The 25,219-nt window shown below is 73.0% G+C and carries 18 protein-coding genes; 7 read left to right on the top strand and 11 right to left on the bottom strand.

What is annotated here, in order from left to right:
• Positions 1-110 precede the first annotated feature (110 nt).
• The 5 genes from WME79_RS44130 to dapA form a co-directional block, all read right to left on the bottom strand.
• Entirely contained in the window at positions 111-542 is a 432-nt protein-coding gene (locus WME79_RS44130; protein WP_437527962.1) for an ester cyclase, read from the bottom strand.
• Positions 543-981: 439 nt separating this feature from the next.
• Complete coding sequence (gene glyS / locus WME79_RS44125; RefSeq protein ID WP_437527959.1) at positions 982-3,081, bottom strand: glycine--tRNA ligase subunit beta; 2,100 nt, start codon at positions 3,079-3,081, stop codon at positions 982-984.
• A 199-nt stretch (positions 3,082-3,280) separates the two neighbouring features.
• Positions 3,281-5,893, bottom strand: coding sequence for a hypothetical protein (locus tag WME79_RS44120; RefSeq protein WP_437527956.1), 2,613 nt, complete (start codon positions 5,891-5,893; stop codon positions 3,281-3,283).
• A gap of 105 nt (positions 5,894-5,998) precedes the next feature.
• The gene (gene dapB, locus WME79_RS44115; protein ID WP_437540062.1) at positions 5,999-6,796 is read right to left on the bottom strand and encodes a 4-hydroxy-tetrahydrodipicolinate reductase; all 798 of its coding nucleotides are present in this window, start codon (positions 6,794-6,796) and stop codon (positions 5,999-6,001) included.
• 71 nt (positions 6,797-6,867) lie between these two features.
• The gene (gene dapA / locus WME79_RS44110) at positions 6,868-7,773 is read right to left on the bottom strand and encodes a 4-hydroxy-tetrahydrodipicolinate synthase (protein ID WP_437527953.1); all 906 of its coding nucleotides are present in this window, start codon (positions 7,771-7,773) and stop codon (positions 6,868-6,870) included.
• 297 nt (positions 7,774-8,070) lie between these two features.
• Between dapA and WME79_RS44105 the strand changes: the two genes are divergently transcribed.
• The 5 genes from WME79_RS44105 to WME79_RS44085 all read left to right on the top strand — a co-directional run bounded on the left by WME79_RS44105 (position 8,071) and on the right by WME79_RS44085 (position 11,462).
• Positions 8,071-8,715 carry a NuoI/complex I 23 kDa subunit family protein gene (locus WME79_RS44105; RefSeq protein WP_437527950.1) on the top strand — a complete coding sequence of 215 codons (645 nt, stop codon included), beginning with the start codon at positions 8,071-8,073 and terminating at the stop codon, positions 8,713-8,715.
• A 119-nt stretch (positions 8,716-8,834) separates the two neighbouring features.
• Positions 8,835-9,350, top strand: a complete 516-nt coding sequence (locus WME79_RS44100) for an NADH-quinone oxidoreductase subunit J family protein (RefSeq protein ID WP_012240634.1) — start codon at positions 8,835-8,837, stop codon at positions 9,348-9,350.
• 3 nt (positions 9,351-9,353) lie between these two features.
• Positions 9,354-9,662: an NADH-quinone oxidoreductase subunit NuoK gene (gene nuoK / locus WME79_RS44095; protein ID WP_272102053.1), complete on the top strand. Its 309-nt coding sequence runs from the start codon at positions 9,354-9,356 to the stop codon at positions 9,660-9,662.
• A 252-nt stretch (positions 9,663-9,914) separates the two neighbouring features.
• Positions 9,915-10,160 (top strand): hypothetical protein, encoded by a 246-nt coding sequence (locus WME79_RS44090; RefSeq protein WP_104985891.1) that lies wholly within the window; start codon positions 9,915-9,917, stop codon positions 10,158-10,160.
• 258 nt (positions 10,161-10,418) lie between these two features.
• Positions 10,419-11,462, top strand: coding sequence for a glycosyltransferase family 2 protein (locus WME79_RS44085; protein ID WP_437527945.1), 1,044 nt, complete (start codon positions 10,419-10,421; stop codon positions 11,460-11,462).
• A gap of 62 nt (positions 11,463-11,524) precedes the next feature.
• On the opposite strand, the gene WME79_RS44080 is transcribed toward WME79_RS44085, so the two are convergent.
• Genes WME79_RS44080 through WME79_RS44055 form a run of 6 tightly spaced genes read right to left on the bottom strand, consistent with a single transcriptional unit; the run spans position 11,525 to position 19,833 of the window.
• Positions 11,525-14,116 carry a hypothetical protein gene (locus tag WME79_RS44080; RefSeq protein ID WP_437527942.1) on the bottom strand — a complete coding sequence of 864 codons (2,592 nt, stop codon included), beginning with the start codon at positions 14,114-14,116 and terminating at the stop codon, positions 11,525-11,527.
• A 15-nt stretch (positions 14,117-14,131) separates the two neighbouring features.
• On the bottom strand, positions 14,132-15,181 hold the full coding sequence (locus WME79_RS44075; protein ID WP_437527939.1) for a lysylphosphatidylglycerol synthase domain-containing protein: 1,050 nt from the start codon (positions 15,179-15,181) through the stop codon (positions 14,132-14,134).
• A complete protein-coding gene (locus tag WME79_RS44070) occupies positions 15,178-15,873 on the bottom strand; it encodes a class I SAM-dependent methyltransferase (RefSeq protein ID WP_437527936.1) in 696 nt (231 codons plus the stop codon). Before WME79_RS44070 ends, WME79_RS44075 begins: the two co-directional genes overlap by 4 nt.
• Before the next feature lie 51 nt (positions 15,874-15,924).
• Entirely contained in the window at positions 15,925-18,810 is a 2,886-nt protein-coding gene (locus WME79_RS44065) for a protein kinase domain-containing protein (RefSeq protein WP_437527933.1), read from the bottom strand.
• A 55-nt stretch (positions 18,811-18,865) separates the two neighbouring features.
• On the bottom strand, positions 18,866-19,384 hold the full coding sequence (locus WME79_RS44060; RefSeq protein WP_437527930.1) for a hemerythrin domain-containing protein: 519 nt from the start codon (positions 19,382-19,384) through the stop codon (positions 18,866-18,868).
• A 5-nt stretch (positions 19,385-19,389) separates the two neighbouring features.
• On the bottom strand, positions 19,390-19,833 hold the full coding sequence (locus tag WME79_RS44055; protein ID WP_437527927.1) for a hypothetical protein: 444 nt from the start codon (positions 19,831-19,833) through the stop codon (positions 19,390-19,392).
• Positions 19,834-20,071: 238 nt separating this feature from the next.
• Here WME79_RS44055 and WME79_RS44050 point away from each other — a divergent pair, with 238 nt between their 5' ends.
• Together WME79_RS44050 and WME79_RS44045 are read left to right on the top strand one after the other, a co-directional pair.
• A complete protein-coding gene (locus WME79_RS44050) occupies positions 20,072-24,058 on the top strand; it encodes a transglutaminase domain-containing protein (protein WP_437527925.1) in 3,987 nt (1,328 codons plus the stop codon).
• Between the two features lie 186 nt (positions 24,059-24,244).
• The gene (locus WME79_RS44045; RefSeq protein WP_437527922.1) at positions 24,245-25,165 is read left to right on the top strand and encodes a DUF2267 domain-containing protein; all 921 of its coding nucleotides are present in this window, start codon (positions 24,245-24,247) and stop codon (positions 25,163-25,165) included.
• Positions 25,166-25,219: the final 54 nt, after the last annotated feature.

Genomic DNA, 25,219 nt, shown 5'->3' with positions numbered 1-25,219 from the left:
TGGTTCGGAGTCGCCGTTTCGTGATCCATCGAGGTGGCCCGGCTGGAATTCTGTTCAACTCGACAGCAGCGCTGACCAGGTGAAGATGGACGCCAGACGCGCCAGCCTGCTCACGTCGAAGCCTGGGGCACCCCCGGCTCGAACCGCGCGCCGAGCTGCAGGAGCCGGCCGAGATCGTCGGCATTACGCCATGTCTCGACGATCTTGCCCTCGACGATGTGGTGAATGAACATCGCTGTGAACGTCTGTTGCCGTCCGTGGCTCGGGACGCCGAGGAAGCTCGCTTGTGTGCACGTGTTCTTCGCGCGCACGACCACCTTGTCTCCTTCGGCGATCACATCCTCGACCGACCATGTTTGCTCGACGGCGCCGAATGTCCCGAAGAGCGTGCGAATTCCTTCCGGCCCCGCGGGGAGCGCGGGCGGCCCGCCGTGCATCCTCCACGACGGAGAGATCATCTCGCAGAGCTCCTCGATCTTGTGTTCGCTCACGAGATCGAGAAACCGCCGCGCGATCGTTTTGTTCGCCTCGATTGAAGACATTGCTACACACCCTCCTCTTGTCATGCTGAGAGCGCATCGCCGCTCGGCTGAGCTGTGATCGCCTCCCGGCGCCTGGTCGATTGCGCCGCCGGGGTTGTTGCGGGCGGCGTGGCGCTGGTGCGGTGCTGGTGCAGGTGCGGTGCCAGGCGCCGCCGCCGGGCGCTCCAGCCGAGGAGCTGGCCGCTCCACGTGGCGTCGCGCTCGACGCGCCCCTATCAAACGACGGTCAGTGATGGCGCCAGCCACCAGCCTGAGGGGCGGGCGCCTCCATGACGAGGCAGAGCCTCATGGGCTGCAGTGGCAAGAGCCCGGACGGCCTGCGGCGCCCGCGCCCGCAAAGCCAGCTCCACGAGAACCGGCGGCCGAGGCGCCCGCCGGAAAGCCACTCTGAGCTGAAACGTGGTGTCGGGCGCGCCGCCGAGCCGTCGCGCCCGCCCCGCTACGACGCCGCGCGCGGCGCCTCGCCGAGGAGCTCCAGCCTGGCCAGGCTCCCGCAGGTCTCCGCCAGGGCGCGCATCAGCCGCAGGCGGTTGTCCCGCACGGCCGCGTCGTCGGTCATCACGAACACGTCGATGAAGTACTGGTGCAAGAGCGGGGCGAAGTCCGCCACCGCCCTGAACGCGGTGTCGTACGAGCCGCTCCGGACGTCCGACGCGATCTGCTCGCGCAGCTTGAGGTACCCCGCGAAGAGCGCCGTCTCGCTCGGGTGCACGTCCTGCCCGAACGGCGCCACCGGCTCGCCGGCAGGCGCCTTGTCGGCGATGTTCGTGGCCCGCTTGAAGACCTCGCCCACCCGCGCGCGCACCTCCGGGCTCAGCGCGTCGATCGCGCGCACGCGGGCCCTGAGATCGAGCGGGCGATCCGCGGCGACGCGCAGGCACGCGAGGACCGCGTCCTGCGGGAGCCGGTCGGAGAGCAGGCCCCGGAGCCGCTCGGAGAAGAACTCGCCGAGGCGCGTCGTGAGCTCCTCGCGCGAGACGTTGAGCTCCACCCCGGCGTAGCCGTCGTAGGCGGCGCCGAACGCGGCGCCGAGGCGCAGATCGAGATCGCGATCGAGGAGCGTGCGCAGCACGCCGAGGCACGCGCGGCGCAGCCCGTACGGGTCGGCGGTGCTCGTGGGGACGAGCCCGATCGCGAAGCAGCCGACCAGCGTGTCGAGCCGATCGGCCATCGCGACCAGCGCGCCGGCGTTCGTCGGCGCCGTCGCGTCCGCGGCGCCCTTGGGCAGGTAGTGATCGCGCACGACGTCGGCCACCTCCGGGCTGACCCCCTGGGCGAGCGCGTACGCCCGTCCCATCTCGCCCTGGAGCTCGGGGAACTCGCCCACCATCAGCGCGACGAGATCGCACTTCGCGAGGTGCGCCCCCGAGGCCGCCGCGACCAGCGTCTGCTCGGGCAGCATCAGGAGCAGGCCGAGCTCGCGGGCGAGCCGCTCGACGCGCTCGGCCTTCGCCAGCACGCTGCCGAGCCGCTTCTGGAACACGATCCCGCCGAGCTTCTCGCGGCGGTTCGCGAGCGGGATCTTGACGTCTTCCCGGTAGAAGAACTGCGCGTCCGACAGGCGCGAGCGCATCGTGTTGTCGTTGCCGCGCTTGATCTTCTCGGGCGCCTCCGCGGTGTTCACGACCGCCAGGTACCTCGGGAGCAGCGCCCCCGTCCTCGCGTCGCGGACGCCGAAGTAGCGCTGGTGGCCGCGCGCGACCTCGAGGATCACCCGCTCCGGCAGCTCGAGGAACCGCTCCTCGAAGCTGCCGACGATGACGTGCGGCTCCTCCACGAGGGAGAGGTTCTCGCCGATCAGGAAGTCGTCCTCGATCAGCGCCCCGCCAGCGTCCCGCGCCGCGGCGAGCAGGCGCTCGCGCATGAGCTGCGCGCGCGCCTCGGGGTCGACGAGCACGTGCGCCGCGCGCATCGCCTCGACGTAGTCCTTCGCGGCGCCGATCGCGATCTCGCCCGACCCGAGGAAGCGATGGCCGCGGCTCGTGCGCCCGCTGCGGATGCCGGCGATCTCGACGGGGATGACCTCGCCGCTGGAGAGCGCGACCAACCACTGGATGGGGCGGCCGAACGCGAAATCTCCCTGCCCCCAGCGCATCGACTTGCGGAAGGGGATGGCCGCGACGAGCGACGCCAGGACCTCCGGGAGCAGCTCGGCCGCGGGCTTGCCGGCCTCGCGGCGGGTGCCCGCGAGGTACTCGCCCTTCGGCCCCTCGACGCGGCGCAGATCCGCGACGGTACAGCCGAGCTTCTGCGCGAACGCCTCGGCCGCCTTCGTGGGCGCGCCGTCCTTGAAGGCCGCCTTGACCGGCGGGCCGGTGACCTCCTCCTCGAGGTCCGGCTGGCGCGCCGCGACCCCGGAGACGAGCAGCGCGAGCCGACGCGGGGTGCCGAGCGCGCGCACCGCACCGTGGCGGAGCCTGAGCTCTGCGAGGCGCTTCGTTGCGAGATCCGGGAGCGCGCGGAGCGCAGCTTCGACAAACGACGAGGGGAGCTCCTCGACGCCGATTTCGAGCAGGAGATCGCTCGCTTCGTTGGACATGGGACCGCGGACGCTACCCCAGAACCGCTCGTTCGGCGAGGTGGTCGAGCGATCGAGCCGCGCAGTTCACGCCTGTTCACGCCCGTTCACGCCATTTGCGCCGGCCGCGCCGTCCGCGTCGCTCGTCACGTCACGCCGTGGCACGGCGCGCACCATGGGCACGCGCCACGCGCGGCGCGCGGCGTGACGTTCGCGCGGCTCAGCGCGCCTGTGCAGCGTTCCGGAGCGCGCGCGAGAGCACCTTCCTGAAGGCGCTGGCCTCGCCTCCATTCGGCTTGTTCTTGCGCCCGTAACGGGTCGCCGCGCCGACCCGGGCGACGCACTGGGCTGCGCGCATGTACCGCCGGGCCGCCTTCGTGACCGCCCGATCGCCCGGAGCAGACGCCGACGCGACGGCCGAGCCGAGCTCGTTCAGGGCCTCGTCGAGGGGCGCGCAGCCCTCGGGCGTGGAGGGCAGATCGAGGGGGCGCGGGGCGTTGCAGCAGCGGGCGCGCAGGGTGGCCAGGGTCGCCATGTCGTGCCAGCCGAGCACGGCCCATTCCTTCGTGGCGTCCGAGACGCCCTTGGGCCCAGCTGCCTGGGCGAGGTGGCTCTTGAGCGCCGCGACGCCCTTCATCGGGTCGGTCTCGGCGCAGACGAACAACAGCTCGCCCGCGATGGCGGCGTCGACGCTCTTGCCGGGAAAGAGAGGCATCGCGCACGCGGAGAACTCCGCCGTGGCCGCAGGGTTCGGCGCTGCGTTCATGGCGCCTGCGTCCACCGGCGCCGCCGTGCCTGCCTGTTCCGCGCCGGCGTCGCCGAGCGCCGGGGCGCTCGGCTCTGCGGGGGCGGCGCATGCGGCGGGCGCAGCGTCCGACCCAGACGGCGGCGCCGGGAGGGAGGGCGGCGCGGCGTCGCGGTGGCGCAGCCAGAACAAGGCCGCCCCCGCGGCGCCCGCGATGGCCACGACCCCTAGAGCCAGTGTGACCCACCGGCGCGCCGCGGACGGCGTCTCGCGGCTCGCTCCGAGCGCTGGCGCCGGCGCGCGGAGCGGCGGCGCGCCGAGCCTGGACGCGCCGCCGCGCGCGGCGACGCCGCCGGGCGCCATCGGGAAGGGGTGCGACGGCCGATTCGGGTCGTCTTCGCCCAGCCAGGGGAGATCGACGGCCGGGATGTGGGGCGTCGGCGCGCCGAGCCCGGGCGTGCCGAGGCGCGCGGCGACGCTGCCGGGCGCCATCGGGAAGGGGTGCGACGGCTCGTGCGTGTCGCCTTCGCCCAGCCAGGGGAGGTCGACGGCCGGGACGTGGGGCGTCGGTGCTCCGAGCTCGGGCGAGCCGAGGCGCGCGGCGACGCTGCCGGGCGCCATCGGGAAGGGGTGCGACGGCCGATTCGGGTCGTCTTCGCCCAGCCAGGGGAGGTCGTCGACCGTTCGCGGGCTCGGCGGGGCATCCGCGTCGAAGAGGGGTACCGCGGTGGGTGAGAAGGGTGGTTGCGCCGTCGCTGCGGGCGCGGCGCGCGGTTGCGCTGTTGCAGGCGCAAAGGGCAGCTGCGCTGTCGCTGCGGGCACGACGGGCGGTTGCGCCGTCGCTGCGGGCGCGACGGGCAGGTGCGCCGTCGCTGCGGGCGCGAGCGGCGGTTGCGCCGTCGCTGCGGGCACGACGGGCGGTTGCGCCGTCGCTGCGGGCACGACGGGCGGTTGCGCTGTCGCTGTGGGCGCGACGGGCGGTTGCGCCGTTGCTGCGGGCGCGACGGGCAGTCGCGCCGTCGCTGCGGGCACGACGGGCGGTCGCGGCGGTGGCTGCACGCGCGCGGTCGGGGCAGCCACTGCGCCCGCGCGCGAGCCGTCCTCCGTCGTTGCGCCGGCGAGCCGCGGCGATGCGGCAGGCAACGCGGTCTGCGCCTTCGACGGACGGTCTGGCGCCTCCGGAGGCGGGGTGGTCGGCACGCCGGCCGTCGACCGGAGCCCCAGGCTCGCGAGCCCGTGGAGGGGCAACGGCGTCCGGCGGGCCGAGGCGCTCGCGATGGGCGGCGGTTGCGAGCTCGAGTGGCCATGGGGCGGCGCGCTCTTGCGAGGCGGCTGCGAGCCTGTGCCCTCGCGCGGCGGCGCGCTCTTGCGAGGCGGCTGCGAGCCTGTGCCCTCGCGCGGCGGCGCGCTCTTGCGAGGCGGCTGCGAGCCTGTGCCCTCGCGCGGCGGCGCGCTCTTGCGAGGCGGCTGCGAGCTCGACGTCCCCCGCACCCCGCTGCTCGACGGGCGCGGCGCTGGAATGGTCCTCGCCGGCGCCGCGAGCGCGTGCTCATCGAGCGGCGGCAGCTCCTCCAGGCCGTCGCCCGGCCGCGCCGCCTCCAGCGCGCGACGGAGCGCCGCGACCTCCGTGATCCGCTCCTCAGCGCGGCGCGCGAGCGCCTGGTCCAGCACGCGCCACAGCGCGTCGCCCGCCGCGCCGGACGGCGTGATCCGCGGCGCGGCGCCGGCGCCTTGCTTGCGGCGGAGCTCCTGGTCGCTCTCGGCAGGGAACGGGAGCGCTCCCGAGAGCGCCGTGTACAGGGTGACCGCGAGCGCCCACGTGTCGTCCCGGCGCGACGGCCCCTCGCCCGCGGCCCGCTCCGGCGAGCGGTAACCCACGAAGGCGGGCGTGGCGAGCGGATCCGAGAGCCACCCCGTCGACGTGCACGGCTCGCCCTCCATGACCACGCACGCGGCCGACAGACGGCCGTGCACCGTCCCGCGCGCGTGCAGGCTCTCGACGCGCTTCGCCAGGCGGACAACCCAGCCGACCGCGTCCCTGTCCGGCAGCGGACCGGCGCGTGCGATCCTCGCAGCGAGCGTCTCCATACGAGCGCCGCAGCGTAGTGCGGCGAACCGCCGCTGACCACATTGTGGCTCTCTCGCGACAGGCCGGATCGCGGATCGCCCGCGTCCGGCCCTGGAGCGCCGCGGTCAGCCGCCGATCACGTCGGCCATCGTGTATCGGCCGGGCGGCTTCCCGTGCAGGTGCCACGCCGCGCGCAGCGCCCCGCGCGCGAAGAGATCGCGGCTGGTCGCGCGGTGCGTGAGCTCGATGCGCTCGCCGGGGCCGAGCAGGTGGACCGTGTGGTCGCCGATGACGTCGCCGCCGCGCACGGCGAAGATCCCGAGCTCGTTCGCCTTGCGCGGGCCGACGTTGCCTTCGCGGCCGTGGACGTCGGCGAGCGTGGCGGTCGGCTCGCGGGCCGCGCGTATGGCGTCAGCGAGCCGCACGGCCGTGCCGCTCGGCGCGTCCACCTTGGCGCGGTGGTGCACCTCCACGATCTCCACGTCGTAGCCAGGCCCGAGCCGCTGCGCCGCGCTCGCCGCGATCTCCGCGAGCACGTGGATGCCGATGCTCGTGTTCGGCGACCAGAGGACCGGGACGTGCTGCGCCGTCTCGTCGAGCAGCCGCTCGCACGTGCCGTCGAGGCGCGTCGTGCCGCTGACCACGGCGACCTTGGCCCGCATCGCGAGGTGCAGGAGGCGGGGGAGCGCCTCGGGCCGCGAGAAGTCGATCACCACATCCGCGCCGAGCAGCCCGGCGCTGGTGTCGTCGCTCATCGCGACGCCGATGTTGCCTGTCCCCGCGAGCTCGCCGACGTCACGGCCGATGCGGGAGGAGCCGCGCGACACGATCGCGCCCACGACCTGGGCTCGCTCGTTCGCCGCGAGCCGGACGATGGCCTGCCCCATCTTGCCGCTCGCGCCGTGGATCGCGACCTTCAGCAGCCGGGCGTCGTCTCCCTGGGCGGCCCCGACGAGCGCGCTCATCGGCACACCTCGATGATCTCCGTTCGATTTCACGATGCCTCGCGCCTCGCTTCGAGCCGCCTCATCGCCTCGGCGATCTGCTGCCGGGTCGCCTCTCCGGCCGGCACGAGGGGCAGCCGGACAGTAGCGCTCATGCAGCCCAGGGCGGCGAGCGCGGCCTTCGCGGGGGCGGGGTTCGGCTCGACGAACAGGAGCCCGTGCAGCTCGAGGAGCGCGAGGTGGGCTGCGCGCGCGCCCGCGAGGTCGCCGGCCAGGAACCGCCGGGTCACCGCGCTGGTCTCGCGTGGTAGCACGTTCGACGTGACGCTGATGACGCCCTGCGCGCCGAGCGCCATCATCGCGAGCGTCAGCGTGTCGTCGCCGCTCAGGATCGTGAGCCGGTCGCCGAGGCGCCGCACGAGCTCCTGGCAGCGGAACACGTTGCCCGAGGCGTCCTTGATGGCGACGACGTTCGGCGCGGCGGCGCAGATGCGCTCGGTCGTCTCGGCGGAGAGGTCGACCAGCGTCCGCCCCGGGATGTTGTAGAGCACGATCGGCGCCGGGATCGCCTTGGCCACGGCCAGCGTGTGCTCGCGCAGCCCGTCCTGCGAGGGCTTGCTGTAGTACGGCATCACGATCATCACGCCCGCCGCGCCAGCGGCGAGCGCGGCGCGCGAGGCCTCGATCGTCTTCTTCGTCGAGAACGAGCCCGTCCCCGCGAGCACCGGCACGCGGCCGCGCGCCGCCTCGACGACGCGCCGGATGACCGCGGTCGTCTCGGCTTCGCTGAGGGTCGGCGACTCGCCCGTGGTCCCGCACGGCACGAGCCCGCTGACGCCGCCCGCGATCTGCGCCTCGACGAGCGCATCGAGCGCATCGAAGTCGACGGCTTCGCCATCGGGCGTGAATGGCGTGACGAGGGCGGTGAACGTTCCCGACAAGGGGAGCTGCGACATCAGACGACCATGATCGCCACCCCGGGTGCGCGTCAACAGGAGAGGACAGGTTCGCCGCGGACTCCCCGCTCTCCGCTGGTTCCTGCGCGGGGCGACGCCGAACGGACGCGGCCTTGTGGACGGGCTGGCGGGAGCCTGCGGGGCTTGTACGGCGCGGGCTGGCGGGAGCCCGCGGGGCTTGCGGAGAGCGGGTCGGACGCTCCGGGGCTGGTCCGCGTCTGCTATCATCCGCGGTGTAGCGCCTCGCTCCTTCGGGGGATTTGCCCGAGCGCGTCAGGTCCCTGAGAGGCACCGGCCATGGATCTCGCCCAGTACATCAAGAGCATCTCCAGCGCGGCCAATACCATCCTGGAGGGGATGGCGGTCACGTTCTCCCATCTGTTCCGGGAGCCCATCACCGTCCAGTATCCCGACAAGACGGACCGCCCCGTCAGCGAGATGCTCCCCCCGCGGTACCGCGGCTTCCTCGAGGTGCAGATGGACATCTGCACCGGCTGCAAGCGCTGCGAGCGCGCGTGCCCCATCGAGTGCATCGCCATCGATCTGGAGAAGGACCCGGCGACGAAGAAGCAGGCGATGAGCCGCTTCGACATCGACATGGGCAAATGCATGTACTGCGGCCTCTGCGTCGAGGCGTGCAAGACGGAGTCGACCGGCGCGATCCGCCACACCCGCGAGTTCGAGGGGGCGGCGCCGACGCTCGACCACCTCACGTTCCGCTTCATTCCGGAGGGCCTCGTGCCGCTGTACAAGGCGCCGAAGGACCTCGGCGAGGTGCCCGTCGGCGAGTACGGGCCGCACGCCCGGGAGGCCCGCGAGCGCGCCATGCGCGACAACCCGGCCGCGCTGGAGGAGCTGCGCGCCATCTGGCGCAAGGAGCGCGGCAAGCAGCAAGGCGCCGAGGGCGCGGAGCCCGCGGGCGGGGCGGGAGCGGGCGCCTGAGCGAGGGCGAGCGGCGAGCGGAAGGGCGCAGAACGGCGCAGCAGCGTGCCGCGAGCGACGCGCCAGGGGTCGCCCTTGATGGGCGGTGGGCAGCGGTCTAACGTCGCGGCCCTCACCCCATGCCCTCCCTGAGCGCACTCGTCTTCCTCGGGCTTGCCGCGCTGACGCTCGGCTCGGCCGGGCTCGTGGCGTTCTCCAGGAACATCATCCACTCCGCGCTGGCCCTGCTCGGCACGTTCCTCGGCATCGCCGGGCTGTACGTCTCGCTCTCGGCCGATTTCATCGCGGCGACGCAGGTGCTCGTCTATGTCGGCGGCACGCTCGTGCTCATCCTCTTCGCCGTGATGCTCACGAGCCGCATCGCGGAGATGAAGATCTCGAACCCGCGCGGCGGGCCGGCCGTGGCGTTCGGTCTGGTCACGGCGGTGCTGCTCCTGCTCGGCAGGGTGGCGACCCAGACCCCTTGGCCTGCCGAGGCCAAGCCGGCGATGCCGTCCACCGCCAAGCTCGGGCACGCGTTCCTCGGAGAGTACCTGCTCCCGTTCGAGCTCGGCTCGGTCGTGCTGCTCGCCGCGATGATCGGCGCGGTCGTGCTCGCGCGTCGAGCCGTCAGGCGCGCCTGGGAGAGGGAGTAGGCGATGGAGGTCGGTCTCATCCATTACCTCAGCGTCGCCGCGGTGCTCTTCGGGCTCGGGCTGTTCACCGTCATGACGCGGAAGAACGCGGTGGGCATCCTCCTCGGCGTCGAGCTCATCCTTAACGCCGCCGCGCTCAACTTCATCGCGTTCGACCACTTCGTCGCCGGCGGCGTGGCTGGCCAGGTGTTCACGGTCTTCATCATCGTCCTCGCGGCGAGCGAGGCGGCGATCGCGCTGGCCATCGTGCTTCAGGTCTACCGCAATCACCGAAGCATCATGGCCGACCAGCTGACATCCCTGAAGAACTGACGCGAGAGCGGTCATCCGTGCGGAAGCGCGCGGTCGGCGTGACGCGCGTGACGCGCGCGACGTTCGGACCGGCGGCCGCCGCGTCGCGCGCCCCACGCCCCACACCGCGCACCGATGCCGACCGCCGACCGTCGACCAGACGATGCGCTCGACGCTCCCGCGCTCTGCTGCTTCACGTGGAGCTCAATCCCAGCGACAAGCAGGAAAAACCTGACCTTGCTAAGCCCCAGCCGGCGACCCACGTTCGAAGGCATGCAGAACCTATCCAAGTCGGAGCTGGTGGGGTTCGTGGAGCTCGAGGTCGGTTCGCTTGCTGTGCAGGTGCCCATCCGCGCTGCAGCAGCGGCGACAGAGCTACCGCTCGCATCCTTCGAGGCTGAAGGGGACAATTGCGCCATCCTCGTGCGAGGCGACACGTCCTCGAAGGCGGTCGAGGTCGCGCTGCGAAACGCGGCGCAGGAGGCGGTCAAGCACCTCTCGAAGAAGTTGCTCAACTAGCGCGGAGCGATGGTCCCGCTGGCCCGGCGCAGGGCTGCAGGCCATCGTCCCCGCGATGTTCCGTGATGTTCCGCGATGTACGGTGCCCCTGGGCACCGGCGGAGCGGCGTGGACAGGTTTCTGCTGGCCGCCCGGCGCTCAGCGCGAGCGGGGCGGCGCTCCGGCCCGCGATGGAGCCTCGCGTCGCGGGGGAGCCCGCTGCGCTCCGAGGTGAATTTCTCGACGCACGTCGTGCTACGCTGCGCCGCGAAATCGCCCGTGAAGCTCATCATCCAAATCCCTTGCTTGAACGAGCGCGACACGCTCGCGCAGACATTCGCGGACCTGCCGCGGTCGATCGACGGCGTGGACGAGATCGAGGTCCTCATCATTGACGACGGCAGCACGGATGGGACGAGCTCGCTCGCCGAGCAGCTCGGGATCCACCACATCGTCCGCTTTGCCAGGAATCGAGGCCTCGCCGCCGGCTTCATGGCCGGCATCGACGCGTGCCTGCGGCTCGGCGCCGATATCATCGTGAACACCGACGCGGACAACCAGTATCGCGGCGCGGAGATCCCGAAGCTCGTCGCTCCCATCCTCGACGGCCGGGCCGACCTGGTGATCGGCGATCGGCAGACAGATAGGATCGAGCACTTCTCGCCGCTCAAGAAGGTCTTGCAGCGGTGGGGCTCGCGGCTCATCCGGCGCCTGTCCGCCACGGAGGTGGCCGACTCACCGAGCGGCTTCCGCGCGGTGAGCCGGAAGGCCGCGCTGCAGCTCTTCGTGCACAACCGCTTTACCTACACGCTGGAGACCGTGATCCAGGCAGGCCGCCGCGGCCTCGCCCTGGAGAACGTGAAGATCACCACCAACCCAAAGACGCGCGAGTCGCGGCTCTTTCGTTCGATCCCCGACTACCTGCGCCGCGCCGGTCCCGTCATGTTCCGGGCTTATGCGATGTACCGCCCCGTGCAGCTCGTGGGCTGGGTCGCGACGGTCCTGCTCGTGTTCGGCGTCGCGCTCGGCGTCCGGTTTCTCTACTTCTACCTGCGGAATCCGGACTACAGCGGTTATATTCAGTCGCTCATCGTCGGCACAGGCGCTGTCGTGATGGCGTGCATCCTGGTGGCCGTGGCGTTGCTCGCGGAGCTCATTGCGACGAACCGCCGCCTCGTCGAGGAGGTGCTGATGCGCGTGCGCCGGATCGAGACCGAACTCGCGGAACGGGAGCCGGCCCTCAGGCTGGAGGGGATCCAGTCCACGGGCGCGAAGCCGTGGCACAACCAGCAGGTGCAACCGGCGCGCGTGAGCGCGAGGTGAAGAGCCCGGTCCCCTGGACCGGGCTGCTGCTCGAACAGCGCTGGTAGCCCCGGGCCGGGAGCTCAGCCGTCCGGGTCCTCCAGATCGACGTCCTCCGGGGGAGCCACAGGGTCGATCGGCTCCGGCTCGGGCGGCGCGCCTGTGGCCGGGGGCTCGGGCGGCGTGCCTGTGGCCGGGGGCTCGGGCGACGGCTCCGCCCGGGAGGTGTCGCGCTGCTGCCGCAGGTAGACCGTGTAGTTCTTGAAGCGCTCCGCTGAGAAGAACACGCCGTCCAGCTTCACGTTCCGGCCGCTCCGCGCGTTCTTGCCGAGCACCACCGCCTCTGCGGCGTCGAGGAGCGCGGCCTGCGCGTTCGTATCCTTGGGCCACGCCCGTGCAGGCTTGGGCTCCTGGCCCTTGGGTGGCTGGAGCTTGGGGAGGATGTGGAGCGCCTCGACCGGGTAGAGCCCATCCGTGTAGCCCGGCGCGCCGAGCGCGAGCACCTGATAAGGCAGCTCGTCGGCCGGCGGCGGCTCCTTCGGCATGGTCACGAGCTGAAGGCTGCCAAAGCGGCGCTTCTCGGTCGCGTAGCGGTGCACGAGCTCGTTGAACAGCACGGCGGCCTGGAGCGTGTCCGGCGGGCGCTGGTTCGGCGGGTACAGGATGTGGGTGATGCCGACGCTCCGGTAATGCTGGTAGAGCTCGGCCGGCCCTCGCACGGGCTCGTAGAAAATGAGCGATTGCCAGGCCTGGATATCGAAGATGATCTCGCGCTCGATACCGAGCGTCGTGCGGTAGTTGCGCGCGAGGATGCGCGCGTCGGGCGGGGTAGCCCGGTTGATCGCGCGGTGATCTTCGCGAAACTTGAACCGCTGCGCGTCCGTCCATCGCTTCTCGTAGGTGGAGCGGATCAGCGACAGCGCGCTCTCCAGCCGGCGCGGGCCGGAGTAGAAGGGCACATCGCCGCTCCACACGATCTGGAACACCACGAGGGGCACGAGGCCGAGCCGCGCGACGGTCCCGAGCTGCCATGTGCGGACGAGCAGCGCCGCGGCGGCGGCGATCGGCACCGCGAGCATGCCCTGCAGGTACCGGTCCGCGGTGTACGTGTTGCTCCACATCCAGATGCCGGCGAACGTCGCCCAGGCCGCGAGCGCCGGCCTGCGACGGCCGCGGATGACCAGCAGCATCGGCAGGAGCAGCGTGAAGAGCGAGCCCATCGAGGGGACGTAGCGAGTGAACGAGTAGTGCGGGGAGAACGAGAACGTGAAGAAGTTGCCGGCCGCGATGAGCTGCCGCTCGAGCCCCTTCCCCTTGGGCAGGTAAGGCGCGTTGGGATACGCCTTCTCCATGAACTCCGCGGAGCGCGCGTGCTGCGGGTACGACCGCGTGAACACGCGCTGGGCCAACGGATAAACGGGGTTGTTATGGTAGATGGTGTTCTTGATGAAGTGCGGCGCGGCCGTGCCGAGCGCCACGCCCGACGCGATGAGCCCTGCCACGAGGACGCGGCGCGCCGAGAGCAGCGGCCGCCTGCGCTTCTTCAGGGCGCGGGAGGCCGCGCGCGCGAGCAGGTACGCGGCGCGCGGCACGACGACCGCCGCCGCCATGGCCAGGTGATAGACCGCCTGGTACTTCACCAGCATCGCGCCCCCGAGCGACGCGCCGAGCAGGACGGCATACCGCCTGTCGAAGCGCTCCGCGAAGCGCATGGACGCGAGCAGGACCGGCGCCGCGAAGAAGCCCAGGAAATGGTCCGCCGAACCGCCGGGGTTCTGGTCCTGGACGAACAGCGACGGGAACAGGAAGAAAGCCGCCCAGAGACCAGGGACGCGTTCGCCCTGGAGCAGGTATCGCGCCAGCGCCGCGACGCCGACCACCTTCCCCAGGACGAACACGAACTCCAGGTGGAGCGCCATCATCCACCGTTGCTCCACGAGCATCCCGGGGACGCTGAAACCCCACGCGTAGAGCATGCTCGCGAAGTGGGGGAACGAGCGGTTCACGTCGCCGTAGAACGGCACGATGCGGCCGGCGTGCGCATAGTCCTGCCCGATCGGCAGGTGATACCAGGTCGCGTCGAAGCTGATGGAATCCGGGGTCAGCGACAACAGGTAGAGGAGCACGAGGCACACGCCGCCGACGCCCGTGGCCGTGAGCCACAGCCAGCGCATCGTCCCTTTCGGCGTCGTCGAGGCGTCGAGATCGTGCTTCAGGCGCGATAGCCACCGTGGCAGCTCCAGGAGGCCGCCCGCGAAGAGGGCCGCCGGCATCACGAGCCCGTACCAGGGGCGGATCCAGCCGACCACGCCCGCGAGGTACATGCCGAACACGAAGGCGATGCTGCCCACCATTATGCCGAACAGGCCCTCTTCGACCGGCGGCAAGTGCGTGAGGCGCAGCCCCCGGCGCAACAGCACGAGGCCGATGCCGAGGCTGGAGAGCAGGAACAGCAGCGAATAGCCCCAGAGCGGCGCGAGCCGCCACAGGAGCCAGTGCTGGATTGGAATGTGCGCGTGGACCACGAGCGCGTAGCCGACGAGGCCCGTGAGGCATACGACGGCCGCGAAGACGTTGCGCAGCAGCCTTTCCCGGGGCGATCCGGAGGTCAGGGCGGCACAAAAACGGGCCAGGGGGGAGTCAGGGTTCAGGGCAACACGCAGGCGGGCCAGCATGAGAGGGGGCGCATCCTAGCGACGCGCGGCGCGTCGGCAAAGCAGCCGCGCGATGAGCAAGCCGCCCACGTCCACAGCGAGCGAGGTGGCTCGCGAGATGAGCGCGGCGCCCAGCGCTGCGGCGGGTCCGACGGCGGGGGCGAGGCCCACGGAGAGCAGCGCCTCGCGCACGCCGATGCCGCCCGGCGTGGCCATCGCGAGGAAACCGGCGATGGGCGCCAGCACGAACAGGCCGGAGCCGCCGAGCGCCGCGGCCGGCGTCGCGCCGACGGCGAGCGCGGCGCACGCGCCGTGCGCGGCCCAGGTCAGCGAATACACCGCGTGCACGAGCGGCAATCGCACCGGCATGAGCGGCCCGCGCCCCTCGGGCGCGAGGAGCTTGCGCACGCGCTCGGGCGCGCGGGTACGATCCACCGTCATGAACGCGACGAGGACCGCGCCCAGGGCGAGGAGCACAGGCAGCCTCCATCGACCGATGAGCGCGCTCGCGCCCGCGAACTGCTTGCCGCCCGCCGCCAGCAGGCCGAACCCCACCATGGCGCCGACCGCGATGAAGCTGGTGAACTCGATCGCGAAGGACGACCCCACCACCGCGCTGGTCGTCCCGATGCGCGGGGCGCCCAGCATGCGGAACAGCGGCACGCCGACCTTGCCGGGGATGTACCGCGCCGCCTGCGACTCGATGTGCAGCGCGATCGCCGGCCAGCGAGGGATGGGCCGGCCGGTCAGCTCTTCCAGGATGAAGGCCCAGGCGAGCCCCAGCACGACGAGGCCGAGCGCGAGGGGCAGCACCGAGAGCGCGACGAACGCGGGACGGATGTCGATCGGCGCGCCGCTCTCCCACCTGCGAGCGAGGTCCCGCGCGGCGAGCCCGATGAACAAGGCAGCGGCGACGACCATGACCGGGCGCAGCACCGTGCGCGCCCTGGCGAGCGGGCCTCCGATCCCCTGCGGCGGGCCGGGCGCGGGCTCGGGCGGATCCGCCGAGATCATCGGGGGTGCGGGCGGGGCGCCGGTGGGCGGGGTGCTGGGGAGATCGGCGAGCGACGCGGATCTGTCCTTCATGCGGCCCAGCGCTTCGCCACGCAGAAGACCGACAGGCCGAAGCTCGGCCGGTAGCCGCGCGCGATGAGGTCGACCTCGGCACCGAGGACGGCTTCGAGCGCGGAGGAAGCGAGGCCCGACTTCGGTGAGGGCTGCTTCATGCTGGTCTTGCGAGGGCGCAGCTTGCGCGCGGCGCTCCAGACGGCGCGCGAGCCGACCGCGGCGGGGAAGAGGAGCTGGTTGAAGTAGGCACAAGCTTCCACGTGAAGCTCGGCCGGCAGCGCGGCGCGGAAGCTGCCAGCCGTGTACCGGCGGAAATGCTGCAATGCGCGGTCGTGATCGCTGAACAGCCACGGATACGCGGGCACCGTGGCGACGAAGATTCCGCCAGGGCTCAGGTGGTCATGGATCCACCGGAGCGCAGCGCGGTCGTCCTCGATGTGCTCGATGACATCGAGCGCGCAGATCACGTCGTAACGTCGGTCGAGCTGGAACGGGAGGGATGTGCCGTAGAGCGTCCTTGCCACGCCGGCCTTCGCGATGGCCTCCTGCCCGAGAGGGCTCACCTCGTTGGCGTCGACGGCCCCGAACTCCGCGAGGACACTCAGGTTTTGGCCGACCCCGGCGCCGACCTCCAGCAGCTCGAGCGGCCGCCGTTCCGGGCCGAACTCGCGCACCAGATGGGCCAGCAGCCGGGCCCTCCCCTTTCTCAACCAGTCGCCGGATTCTTCAGAGTATTGCTGATATGCAGTCGTTTCCACGCTTCACTCTGCATGCGGGGCCGGATCGTCCCGGGGAGGCGATCCGGTCGGGGGCGGCGACTCTGCTGGTGAGGTCGGTTCCGCCTCGGCCGGCTCCGGAGGGGTTGGGATCTCGATCGTCAGGTCGTCCACCTTGCCCGGCTCTTTCCGCGACTTCTTCGGCGGCGGTGGCGGGCGCCGCTTCCGCGGCGGCGTCGTCGCGGCGGCCCTGGCCGACGGCTGCGCGGACGTGACCGTTTCCACGGCCGGCGTCGTGACGGTCGGCTGGAGCGCGGGCTCTTGCGGCGGTGCGGGCTCTGCCGTGACGGCGGGCGGCGGCGGGGCCTCGCTCTCGGCCGCCGGCGTGCTCTGCGGCAGGCGCTGCGAGCGGACGAGCACCTGCCACGCGGCGACGCCGGCCAAGGCCACCAGCGCGAGGGCTGCCAAGCGGGCGCGTCGGCGCCGGCGTGAGCCGGGGTCGAACTCCGGAAGCACGCTCTCGCGCGCCTCGTGCGCCACCCCGCTCACGCTGGACCCCTTCATCCATTGGTCCGGCGACTGGCCGGAGGGCAACGCGCGAGCCCGAGGGGCGAGCGGGGGATCGAGCGGGGGCGGCTCGCGCAGCGAGGCGGGGGGCGCGGCAGCCGCGACCGCCGCTCCGGCGACCGCTCGCCTGACGTTGTTGCGGAGCTTCTCCGACGACGGGTCCTGGCTCGGCGGCGCCTCGCGCTCGGGGGCGATCGCGTGCGGCTCGGCCTGGTGTGGCGAGAGCACGTGTGGCGTCTGCGACGAGAGCGGTGGCTCGGCCGTGGCGTCTGGCGCGATGGGTACGCCGCTCTGGGGCGCAGCCATCGCGGGCTCGGCCGGCGCTTGAGTTGCGGCCGCGGGCTCGGCCGGCGCTTGAGTTGCGGCCGCGGGCTCGGCCGGCGCTTGAGTTGCGGCCACGGACTCGGCCGGCGCTTGGGCCACGGGCTCGGCCGGCGCTTGGGCCACGGGCTCGGCCGGCGCTTGGGCCACGGGCTCGGCCGGCGCTTGAGCTGCGGCCGCGGGCTCGGCCGGCGTCGCTTCTGCGCGCGGAGCGAGCGCTGCGGATGCGGCCGGCGCCGTCCAGGGCTCGTCCACGTCGGTGTCGATCACGTCCTCTTCGAACTCGCCGATGTCGACGTCGACGAGCGAGGACGCGCTGTCGGCGGCCTTCCGGAACGTGTCGCTGGGCGCCAGCGCCGGTGCAGGCGCGCCTGGCGGGGCGTCGACGTCGTCTGTCGGCGCGGACGATACGCTGCTCGGCTGCGCGGAGACCGGCGTCCCGGTGACGACCGGCGTCCCGGCAGTGACCGGTGTTTCGGCAGCGACCGGCGTCCCGGCAGTGACCGGTGTTTCGGCAGCGACCGGCGTCCCGGCAGCGACCGGCGTTTCGGCAGCCACCAGCGTCCCAGCAGCGACCAGCGTTCCGGCAGCGACCGGCGTCCCGGTGGCGACCGGCGGCTTCTGCGACGCGCTGTCGCTGTGCTGCGGCGGCGCCGGAGGTCGATCGCCGGGTCGAGCCGAGAGCGGCGGCCGCTGGCTCAGCGGCGGCCGTTCGCCGAGCTCGGGCGAGCCCGGTGATTGCTCGCTGATCTGAGCCAGCGACGGCGTCTGAGGCCGCGCCGTGGGCCGAGGCGGCGCCGGAGGTCGCTCGGTGGCCCGCGGCGGCGCCAGAGGCCGCTCGCCGAACCGAGACGACAGCGGCGGGCGCTCGCTGAGCGGAGGCCGCTCGGTGAGCCGCGGCGGCGTCTGCGGCCGCTCGCTTGGCACCGCGGGGATCCTCGCGCTCGGCCTGGCCGACGACGGAGCAGCCGCCATGTCCGCCGGCGGCTCGCCCGACCCTCGCTCGGGCGATCGCGTCGACGCGGCGGCGCCCGTGGGGTCGGCCACCCGGGGGAGCGGCGGCGCCTTGGGGATCACCGAGCCCGTCGCCGGCCGCGGCGGGGCCGCCGGCGGGCGCGTGGGCGCGGCCCGGGGCGGCATCGGCGGCGGCTGCGGCGACTGCGGCGATCTCATGCTGCTCGGGGCCTCGATCGACAGGTCGGCGGTGCGGGCGAGCGACTCCGCGAGATCGCGCGCGCTGCTGAAGCGCCGCGACGGGTCGCGGTCGCAGGCGCGCGCGAACCACCCGTCGAAGCTCGGCGGCAGCTCCGGGTTCACCCTCGACGGGACCGGGATCTCGCCGAGCGAGATCTTGATCAGCAGGTCGCCGACCCCCTCGCTGTCGAACGGGAGCTCGCCCGTCACGCACTGGTAAGCGATCACGCCGAGCGCCCAGAGATCCGCGCGGTAGTCGACCTCCCGGAGCCCCTTCACCTGCTCCGGGCTCATGTAGTGCGGCGTGCCCATGAGCGTGCCGACGCTGGTGCGCTGGGCGACCCGCTTCCCCTGCCCCTTCACCTTGGCGATGCCGAAGTCGAGGATCTTGACGATCTCGTCGTCCTCGTTCGCGCAGAGGAAAAAATTCTCCGGCTTGAGGTCGCGGTGCACGATGCCGGCCCCGTGCGCGCGGGTGAGCGCGCGCGCGACCTGCGTCACGATCTTCGACGTCTCCTGGAGCGAGAGGCGGCGCCGGTGCGCGAGCCGATCGAAGAGGTCCTCGCCCTCGAGCAGCTCCATCACGATGAACGGCTGCTCCCCGTCGATGCCGTGATCGATGATCTGCACGACGTGGGCGCTGCGCAGCTGCGCGGCGGCCGTCGCCTCGCGGCGGAACCGCTCGCGCGCGTCCTCCTGCTTCGCGAGCTCCGGATCGATGAGCTTGACGGCGACATGGGTGCCGAGCGCCAGGTGCTCGGCGACCCACACCGCGGCTTGCGCGCCCTGCCCCACGGGTCGGATGAGGCGGTAGCGCTCGCTCAGCACCTGACCAGCTGCAATAGACACGGCGGCAAAAGCCTACGTCGAGGACAACATCCGTGTCGAGTTCATGCGTACCACCTCAGATGCCCTGCGGAACGGTTTCCTTCATCAGCTCGCGCCATTCGTCGTGGGTGAGCTCTGGATAAATGTAGTCGCCCTCGAAATTTGTATGGTGCAGGAGCAACCGGGCGACATCGACGATGGCCTGCGCGACGTCGCCGCCCTGCGCAACGCCCGCCAGGGCGTCGGTCGCTTCACGCACGGCGGCGTGCTGCTTCAGCGCCACCTGGACCTCCTCGGCGAGCCCGCGCGCCTGGAAATGCGGGAATATGGCGGTCTCTTCGTAGCGCATGTGTCGCTCCATCGGCCCACGCAGGAACGCGAGCAGGCTCGCGCGCTCGGCGCTCGCCTCATCCGTGGAGCGCTGCGCCAGCTCGATCAGCTTCTTCGCCGTGTCGCGAGCGAGCTCTTCCTCCTGGAAGAGCTCGCTCACCATCCGGTCCAGTTCCATGAGGTGCGGGCCGTCGTAGTCCAGATCCCGTGGAGGGTCGAGCGGGGCGCGGCGCGATCCCGCGGCGGAGCAGGTCGGCTCCGCCATGCGCGTCAGTCCTGCGCGCGGGCGCGGACGATCGCGGCGAGCCGGCCGACGACGCCGCTCGCGACCATGGCGAGCACCTGCTTCTCGAGCGCCTGTCGCTCGCTCGGCCTCCCGCCGAACGAGATGTGCGAGCGGGCGGTGGGGCCGCCGACGACGCGGCCGACGACGGTGCAGCTCACGCGGTGGACGTCGCCCCGCGTGGTCGAGGTGAACTCGACGACACGCGCGCTCAGCACGACCGATTTCGCCTTGCCGAAGTCCGCCTTCTTCGCGGCGCTGGAGAGCATGCCGCGCAGCGCCCGCGCCCGCTGGGCCTGGCCCTCGCCCGCGGGGACGTCGACGCTCTTCCACTCGACCTTGGTGTCGCGGGCGAAGGTCGATGCTGGCGAGGCCGTGAGCGTGGTCAGGGCCATCACCGCCGAGAGCAGCCATCGTGACGCGCGGCGCATGCGCGCAGGGTAGGGGGCCGCGGGCTGGCCGGCCAAGTTCGCGCACGGCGCGCGGGTTCGGCGCGCGCGGCGCGGCCACACCCGCGCGATCGACGCGCTCGCGCCGCGATCGGGCCCGCGCTATGCCGTGACCGGGAAGCGAGGTTCGATGGAGCGCAGCTCGCCGGGGGGAGATCGACGGGATCGACGAGGACGAGATCGACGCGCGCGCGCCCGCGCGCTCCGCGGGGGCGGGTGGGTGGCTGCGCTGCTCGCGATCGCCGCCGCGCCCGCGGCGGGCAACGCACAGTCGCCGCCACCGGGAGGCGCGAAGGCGGCTACGAGCGCGCCCGCGGCGGGCAGCGCGCCGGCGCTGCGACCGGGGGGCGCGAAGGCGGGGGCGAGCGCGCCCGCGGCGGGCAGCGCGCCGGGGTCCGAGAAGCGCGCGCCCATCGTGCTGACGCTGCGGTGGACCGCCGCGACGCCCGACGAGATGCTCGGCGCGGCGCTGGCCCGGGCGCGACGGGGCGGCGACGACGCGTTCGCCGGGCTCGTGATCGCGGCGGCGCTCGCGGACCGCGCCGCGCAGGGCCGCGCGCGGGAAGGCCTCGCGCAGATCGGGGCGTCCTCCTCGCCGCTCGCCGATGAGGCGCGCTGGCTCGCCGCCTCGCTCGCCCCGGAGCCGCCGGCGGCGACGTGGCCCGGCGCGCGCGCCGTCTCGTACGACGCGCCCCCGGACCCGTCCGGGCTCGTCAAGGCGTTCGCGATCCTCGGCCCGTTCCAGGACAACTCGGGCGGCGGGCTCGCGCTCCGCGAGGGGCCCGAGGCGGAAGGCCAGCGCTTCTCGGACATGAGTGCCCGCTACGCCTGGGGGGTGTACGACGTCGCGTGGCGCAGGGTGCTGCCCGCCGCGTCGACCGCGCGCGGCGTGCCGCTCGATCTTTACATCCATCCGCGCACCGAGACCTGCACGTACCTCGCCTCGCGCGTGACCGTCCCGGCCGCGCTCGATCGCAAGCCGATCCTCGCCCACGTCGCCGCGACCGGCGCCGTGCGGCTCGCGTGGGATGGCGCCGACGTCGCCGCGAGCGACGCGGCGCACGAGCGCCTCGTGCTCGACCGCATCGCCGCGCGCATCGAGGCGCCCGCCGGCGATCACCTGCTCGCCCTCAAGGTGTGCACCGGGGCCATCGCCGACGAGGGGCGCGTCCGGGTGCGCTTCACCGACGAGGACCGCCGGCCGGTGGCGCTCGCGACCTCGTCGGACCTCACGCCGCTCAAGCTGCCGCCGGCCCCGCCCCCGGGCACGCGCGCCGCGACCGCCGTCGCGACGGCGCTCGACAGGGCGCTCGACGCGGGCGCGTCGCAGTCGCTCGAGCAGACCCTCACGGCCGTCGTGGCGCGCACGCTCGGGGGCGCCGACGACCAGCGGTCGCCCCGCGCGCCCGGGCTGCTCGACCGCGTGACGCGGTCGCCCGGGATCTCGGCCGACGCGCTCGCCCTGGCGGGGTGGGTGTCTCCGTTCGGCGCGAACCGCAGCGGCTGGCTCGAGGCCGCGCGCGCCCGGGGCCTCGCCGAGAAGGACCGGGCCACCGCGGCGTTCGCGCAGCGCCGGCTGGTCGCCGCTCACCTCGCCTCGGAGCGGGTCGACTGGGCAGCGGCCGCGCTGCGCGAGGACCCGCTGCGCTCGGCGCGCGATCCCGAGGCGCGCGTCCTCAGGGCGCTCGTCAAGAAGAAGCTCGCGACGGCGGGGCTCACGCGGGCGGGGCTCGAGGAGCTGCTCGCGGTCGAGCGCGAGCAGAAGGACCGGACGCCGGTCGTCGTCTGGCAGGAGATCGCGGCCGCGGCCCGGCTGGACCCGGCGCTCGAGCTGCGGGCCGCGCGCCGGCTCGCCGAGATCGCGCCCGAGTCGCGGGGCGCGTCCTACGTGCTCGCGTTCGAGCCCGACGGCGGCGCCGCGCTGGAGGTGGCGGCCGCCGGGGCGCTCGCGCAGCAGACGTCGGCCGACGACGTCATCCGGATCGGCCGCGCGCTCCACGACGCGGGCCGCGTCGCGTGGGCGCGCGAGGTGCTGTCGTACGCGACGCAGGTCGCGCCGAACCAGCCCGCCGCGTTCCAGGCGCTCGCCGCGGTCCGGGAGGGCGGCGCGAGCGCGCGGCCGACGCCCGCCGCGTCGCGCGTGGCCACGGCCGCGCTTGCGCGGGCGCGCGACCTCACGCCCGGCGATACGTACCTCAAGGCCGAGCTCGCGCTCCGCCTCGGCGAGGGCTCGGCCGGCGCGCCGGGCCGGCAGCGCATGCGCGACGAGCAGCACATCGTCGCGCCCGGCGTCTTCCTTGCGCGCGGGCGGCAGACCCCGGCGAAGAAGGGGGAGGTAGCCGACCGGCAGCTCCACTGGGTGCGCGTCGTGACGTACCACCCGGACAAGCGCGTCTCGCAGCTCATGCACTACGCGCGCGAGATCGTCATCGAGCCGCGCACCGATCAGGATCTCTACGAGCGCGACATCCCCGCGGAGGGGGAGGACACGGAGCTCCTGTTCGCGCGGGTCCACCGCAAGGACGGCACGGTGGCGCAGCCGGACGAGCAGGGCGCGGGCGGGCAGAAGCCGTTCGTGCGCTGGCCCGAGCTCAAGGCGGGGGACGTGGTGGAGGTCGCGGTGCGCTCGTGGACCCGGGGCCCCGTCGGTCGCCGGGGCGACGCGCCGTTCTACTTCATCGACTACGTCGGCTCGACCGACACGCGGCCGATCCTCTACAACGAGGTCGTCGTCGACTCGCCGGCGAGCGATCCCCTGGCGATCGACGTATTGAACGGCAAGGCCGAGCGGGTGCTCAGGTCCGAGAAGGATGACCGCCAGGTGACGCGGTACATCTGGGACGACCCGCCCGAGGTGCCCGAGGAGCCGCTCGCCCCGCACCTCGCGGAGGTGCTGCCGGTCGTCGTGGGCTCGACGTTCCACGGCTGGCACGACTTCCGGGAGTGGTACCGGGGCGCGGTCGCCGGCTTCATGGAGCCCGACGATCAGGTCCGCCGGCTCGCCGCGGAGCTCACAAAGGGCAAGGCCACGCGCGAGGAGAAGCTGCGGGCGCTCTTTGACTTCGTGGCGGACGACATCCGGTACGTGAACTTCGTGTCGGGCGAGTGGTGGCTGCCGAACCGCCCGCAGGAGCTCCTGGCGCGGCGCCAGGGCGACTGCGACGACAAGGCGATGCTGCTCATCACCCTGCTCAAGTCGATCGGCATCGAGGCGACGGAGGTGCTGGTGCAGACGCGCTACACGGGCCAGCCCTCGCTGCTCCGGAGCGAGGTGGCGGCGATCCCGGTGTTCGATCACGGCATCGCGTACCTCCCGGGCGCGGGCGGCGCGCCGGGCCTGTGGCTCGACGCGACGAGCCCGCAGAGCCGCCTGGGGCCGCTGCCGGCGATGGACGCGCGCACGCTGGCGCTGTTCGTCGACGAGGGGCCGCCGAAGATCGTGGAGACGCCGGCGAGCTCGCCGGCCGATCACGGCGTCGACGCCGAGTGGACGATCGCGCTGCTCCCCTCCGGCGCGGGCGAGCTCGCGGCGAAGGAGCGGCACATCGGCGACGCGGCGTTCGAGCTCCGGTCGAACCTGGCGGAGGCCGACGCGCGCGCGCAGTGGGTCGAGCAGTACCTCGCGTACGGCTGGTTCCCGACGGTCGACGTGAAGCCCAAGGTGGCGTTCCAGGCCGATCTCCCGCACGGGGCGGCGACGCTCGAGTACGAGGCGCGCTCCGAGGGGCTCGCCCGCCGCGAGGGCGCGGAGCTCTCCGTGCCGCTCTCGGGCGCGTCCACGATGACGTCGCAGCTCGCGCCGCTCGTGAAGCGCACGCTGCCGGTGGTCCTGCCGCCGAGCTTCGCGCCGCGGCACCACAACCGGACGATCACGATCACCGCCCCGCCCGGGTACGCGTTCGCCGAGCTCCCGCCGGGCGGCGACGAGAACGGCGGCGCGTTCGGGCGGGCGACGATCTCCTTCGCGAAGGTGCCCGGCAAGAACGCCGTGGTGGTGAAGGAGCGCGTGATCCTCGATCAGTCGACCATCCCGGTGGCGCAGTACGCCGCCTGGCGCGGCTGGCTGCAGCGGGTCGACGGGCTCCTGCACCGGATGGTGCGGCTCGCGCCTGTCGCGCCCGCGACCAAGCAGGCGCGCAGCGCGCTGGACACCAAGGCGGGCGGCGGCGCCGTCGCGGCGCCGCAGGCGCGCGGCGCGATCCGCTGACGAGCGGCTTCGGCCCTCGCGCTGGCGGCGCGCCAGGCGCTTGCTCGCCCGCTCGCGGCGGCGATCCCGGGCGCCGCGTCCACCCGCCGGCCACGCGCGCCATCGCGGTTGGTACCGTTCTGGCTAGCCGCGCTCTGGCGTACGCACGCACAACCCCGAACGCGCTGCCCAGGGGAGGGACTCGCCATGTCGCTCGAAGAGTACCGACGCCCGCGAATGATCGTTCTTAGCCCGCGCTCGACCGCTTATGACGCCGTGAGGGCGATGATGGACAACCACGTCGGCGCCGTGCTGGTCCACGACGGCCAGCGCCTCGCCGGCATCGTGACCGATCGCGATATCGCGCTGGAGGTCGTGGCAGGCGACCTCGACGCGCGCAGCACGATGCTGCGCGACATCATGTCCGACGAGATCGCGACGCTCGAGCTCGACGCGTCGATCGACGACGCCGTGCGCACCATGCGCGATCATGCGTGTCGGCGCGTGCCGGTGACCGAGCAAGGGCGGCCCGTCGGTCTGGTGACGCTCGACGATCTGCTCGCCGATGGAATCATCGACGCGGAGGCCGCCGGCTCCGTCGTGAAGGCGCAGCTCGAGGTGGCCACCCGGTTCAAGCCGGAAGGCGCGCTGCACCCCGAGGGGACCGCGCGCCCGGAGCGCTCGCACGGCCGCGTGCGCGCCCTCACCCGGCGCAAGGCGCGGGCTGACAGCGCGTATGGCCGGCTGATCCACGCCGTCGAGCGCCACAGCGGCCTCCAGCAGCGCGATCGCGCGGAGCTCGCGCTGCAGATCGTCCTCGGCTGCCTCTGCCGCAGGGTGACGCCCCAGGAGGCGCGGCACCTCGTCGCGCAGCTGCCCTCGAAGCTCCACCCGTCGCTCGAGCCGTTCCTCGACGGGCCCGACAAGCGCATCACGACCGCGACCATCGAGGCCGACGTCGCGCGCGAGCTGCGCATGGACCGCGAGGCAGCCGGCTTCGTGCTGCAGGCGATCTGCGAGGCCGTCGCGGACAGCGTGTCGGCGGGAGAGATCGAGGGGTTCCGCGGTCAGCTCCCGCTCGACATGAAGGACCTGTTCCCGCCGACCCCGCTGCGCCGGGCCGTCTGAGCCGGGAGCGGCCCGGCGCGACGAGACCCCGCGGGCCAGGCGGGCGCGCAGGCC

The organism is Sorangium sp. So ce726 (assembly GCF_051521405.1).
Lineage (GTDB): Bacteria > Myxococcota_A > Polyangia > Polyangiales > Polyangiaceae > Sorangium.
The sequence above is the reverse complement of the archived record's forward strand: the minus strand, read 5'-3'. Positions and strand labels throughout refer to the sequence as shown.

Bases quoted from the DNA above. Each gene is read 5' to 3' on its own strand.
- WME79_RS44130 (WP_437527962.1), bottom strand. From the start codon at position 542: ATGTCTTCAATCGAGGCGAACAAAACGATCGCGCGGCGGTTTCTCGAT.
- glyS (WP_437527959.1), bottom strand. From the start codon at position 3,081: ATGTCCAACGAAGCGAGCGATCTCCTGCTCGAAATCGGCGTCGAGGAG.
- WME79_RS44120 (WP_437527956.1), bottom strand. From the start codon at position 5,893: ATGGAGACGCTCGCTGCGAGGATCGCACGCGCCGGTCCGCTGCCGGAC.
- dapA (WP_437527953.1), bottom strand. From the start codon at position 7,773: ATGTCGCAGCTCCCCTTGTCGGGAACGTTCACCGCCCTCGTCACGCCA.
- WME79_RS44105 (WP_437527950.1), top strand. From the start codon at position 8,071: ATGGATCTCGCCCAGTACATCAAGAGCATCTCCAGCGCGGCCAATACC.
- WME79_RS44100 (WP_012240634.1), top strand. From the start codon at position 8,835: ATGCCCTCCCTGAGCGCACTCGTCTTCCTCGGGCTTGCCGCGCTGACG.
- nuoK (WP_272102053.1), top strand. From the start codon at position 9,354: ATGGAGGTCGGTCTCATCCATTACCTCAGCGTCGCCGCGGTGCTCTTC.
- WME79_RS44090 (WP_104985891.1), top strand. From the start codon at position 9,915: ATGCAGAACCTATCCAAGTCGGAGCTGGTGGGGTTCGTGGAGCTCGAG.
- WME79_RS44080 (WP_437527942.1), bottom strand. From the start codon at position 14,116: ATGCTGGCCCGCCTGCGTGTTGCCCTGAACCCTGACTCCCCCCTGGCC.
- WME79_RS44075 (WP_437527939.1), bottom strand. From the start codon at position 15,181: ATGAAGGACAGATCCGCGTCGCTCGCCGATCTCCCCAGCACCCCGCCC.
- WME79_RS44060 (WP_437527930.1), bottom strand. From the start codon at position 19,384: ATGGCGGAGCCGACCTGCTCCGCCGCGGGATCGCGCCGCGCCCCGCTC.
- WME79_RS44055 (WP_437527927.1), bottom strand. From the start codon at position 19,833: ATGCGCCGCGCGTCACGATGGCTGCTCTCGGCGGTGATGGCCCTGACC.
- WME79_RS44045 (WP_437527922.1), top strand. From the start codon at position 24,245: ATGTCGCTCGAAGAGTACCGACGCCCGCGAATGATCGTTCTTAGCCCG.